The 2,745-nt window shown below is 75.2% G+C and carries 3 protein-coding genes; 2 read left to right on the top strand and 1 reads right to left on the bottom strand.

Annotated elements, in window-relative coordinates; genetic code table 11:
* The first annotated feature begins 138 nt into the window (after positions 1-138).
* Positions 139-1,578: a cobyric acid synthase gene (locus tag HMPREF3099_RS06435; RefSeq protein ID WP_070705230.1), complete on the top strand. Its 1,440-nt coding sequence runs from the start codon at positions 139-141 to the stop codon at positions 1,576-1,578.
* Positions 1,575-2,354, top strand: a complete 780-nt coding sequence (gene cobF, locus HMPREF3099_RS06430) for a precorrin-6A synthase (deacetylating) (protein ID WP_083323562.1) — start codon at positions 1,575-1,577, stop codon at positions 2,352-2,354. The genes HMPREF3099_RS06435 and cobF overlap by 4 nt, the downstream gene beginning before the upstream one ends.
* A gap of 24 nt (positions 2,355-2,378) precedes the next feature.
* Here the strand turns inward: cobF and HMPREF3099_RS06425 are convergent.
* The coding region (locus HMPREF3099_RS06425; protein ID WP_141762028.1) for a nicotinate-nucleotide--dimethylbenzimidazole phosphoribosyltransferase at positions 2,379-2,745 on the bottom strand (367 nt) is incomplete at its 5' end.

The following is a 2,745-nucleotide window of genomic DNA, read 5'->3' as shown; positions in this document are numbered from 1 at the left end:
ACCCCGTCCGCCCCCAGCCGCCGGGCCTGCACAGGGAGTCGGGGACGGCCAGGCCCAGCCACCCACGGCCGCACCCAGCAGGGCCGGGACCGCCGGGGTCGCGTGGGGCAGCAGGCCGCGTTTCCTACGATGGCGCGCGTGAACGGCATCCTCGTCGCCGGGACGTCCTCCGACGCCGGCAAGTCCCTCCTCGTCACCGGCCTGTGCCGGGCGTGGTCGCGGCAGGGGGTGAGGGTGGCCCCGTTCAAGGCGCAGAACATGTCGAACAACTCGATGGTGTGCGCCGACGGCTCGGAGATCGGCCGGGCACAGTACCTGCAGTGCGAGGCCGCCGGCGTGGAGGCCTCGAGCCTGCACAACCCGGTGCTGCTGAAGCCCGGCTCTGACCGCCGCTCCCACGTGGTGCTGCGTGGCCGTCCCGCGGGAGAGCTGCGGGCCGGGGAGTACGCCACGGGGCGGGAGCACTTGCGCGAGGCGGCCTTCGCGGCATTCGAGGAGCTCTCGGCCTCGGTGGACCTCGTGGTGGCCGAGGGAGCCGGCTCCCCCGCCGAGGTGAACCTGCGTAGCGGCGACTACGTGAACCTCGGCCTCGCCCGACGCTTCGGCCTGCCGGTCGCAGTCGTCGGCGACATCGACCGCGGCGGGGTGCTCGCGGCCCTGTACGGCACCTGGGCTCTGGTGGACGAGGCCGACCGGACCCACCTGGCGGCCTACGTCATCAACAAGTTCCGCGGCGACGCCTCGGTCCTGGAACCGGGTCTGGAGGAGATCACCCGCCGCACCGGGATGCCGTGCGCCGGCGTCGTGCCCTGGCTCACCGACGTCTGGCTCGACGGCGAGGACACCCTCGGCTGGACGGCAGCCCCCGCCCTCGACGCCACGGAGGGCAGGCTGCACGTGGCCGTCGTGCGCCTCCCCCGCACGAGCAACGCGACCGACGTGGACGCCCTACGCGCCGAGGCGGACGTGGACGTGCACGTCACCACCGACCCCGATCTGTGCCGGGAGGCCGACCTGCTCGTCCTCCCCGGCTCCCGCGCGACGGTGAGCGACCTCGAATGGCTCCGCTCACGCGGGCTGGACCGGGTCGTCACCGAGCGGGCACGCCGTGCCCGACCCGTGCTGGGCATCTGCGGCGGCGACCAGATGCTGCGCGAACGCCTCGTGGACCCGGTCGAGTCCGGCGCCGCGGTGGACGGGCTGGGCCTGCTCCCGGGCACGGTGACCTTCCACCCCGAGAAGACGCTCGCCCGCCCGAACGGCACCTGGCAGGGCCTGCCCGTGAGTGGCTACGAGATCCACCACGGCACCATCGACGCCGAGGAGACCTGGGTGGGCGGCGCCCGGTCCGGCGCGGTGTGGGGCACGGTCTGGCACGGTCTGCTCGAGGGTGACCCCTTCCGCCGCGCGTGGCTCACCGAGGTGGCCTCCGCCGCGGGTTCGTCGTGGATCGCGGACCCGTCCGCTCCGGGGTTCGTGGCCCGCCGTAGCGCGATGGTGGACATACTGGCCGACGCGTGCGCCGAGCACCTCGACCTCGACCTGATGCTCGACCTCGCGCGGGCGGGTGTGGCGTGAGCGCGCGGCGGGTGCACGTCATCGGCATCGGGGCCGGCGACCCGCAACACCTGACCATGCAGGCGGTGGCCGCGATGCAGGAGGTGGACGTCTTCCTCGTGGCCGACAAGGGCGGCGCGGCCCGCGACCTGCTGGCTGCCCGGGAGGCGCTGTGCCGCACCCACCTCGAGGAGGGCAGCTATCGCGTCGTGGCCGTCGTGGACCCCGAGCGCGGAGCTGATGCGCCGCGCCGGGGCGCCGCCTACACCCGGGGTGTCGAGGACTGGCACGACGCCCGCGCCCGAGCCTGGCGCGAACAGCTCGCCACCCTGCCGGAGGGCGCGGTGGCCGGCTTCCTCGTGTGGGGCGACCCGGCGTTCTACGACTCGACGCTCCGGGTGCTGCACCACGTTGCCCAGACCCTACCCCTCGACCTGAGGGTGACCCCGGGCATCACCGCCTTCCAGGCCCTCGCCGCCGCGCACGGCACGGTGCTGCACGGCATCGGCGAGCCGGTGCACGTGACCACCGGACGACGCCTGCTGCAGGAGTGGACACCGGACCTGGGCCCCACGGTGGTGATGCTCGACGGCCACCTGACCTGCCGCGAGCTGGTGGACCGCGCCCCCGACCTGAGCCTGCACTGGGGCGCCTGTCTGGGGCTCCCCCAGCAGGAGCTCCGGGCGGGCCGGCTGGCCGAGGTGGTCGACGAGGTGGCAACGGTCCGTGCCGCCCTGCGCGAGCAGCACGGCTGGGTCATGGACGTGTACGCGCTCGGCGCCGGCCCGGTGGACTGACGGCCCCGGCCCGCTGGGCCGACCTCACTCCCCCGCCGTGTCCTCCCTCAGCGCGTCCTGCCCCGGCGCGTCCTCGGCCGTGCGGACGGTCTCCCGGCGCGCGGAGAGGGTGGCCAGCACCATCCCGGCGGCGAGGCAGGCCCCCACCCCCTCGCCGGCCCGCAGGCGCAGGCTCAGCAGGGGCTCCAGCCCGAGTGCGCGGAGCACCCGGGGGTGGGCCACCTCCCGGGAGCGCTGCCCGGCCACCAGGTGTGCCTGCACGGCCGGCTCGATGCGGGTCGCGGCCAGGGCCGCCACGCAGGTGGCCAGCCCATCGAGCACCACGGGTGCACCGGCCTCCACCGCCCCGAGGGCGACCCCGGTGAGCACCGCGACCTCCGGCCCGCCGACG

The sequence above is a fragment of the Kytococcus sp. HMSC28H12 genome, from assembly GCF_001816045.1.
In the GTDB taxonomy this organism is placed as follows: domain Bacteria; phylum Actinomycetota; class Actinomycetes; order Actinomycetales; family Dermatophilaceae; genus Kytococcus; species Kytococcus schroeteri.
This window is presented reverse-complemented; position numbering and strand designations above follow the sequence as displayed.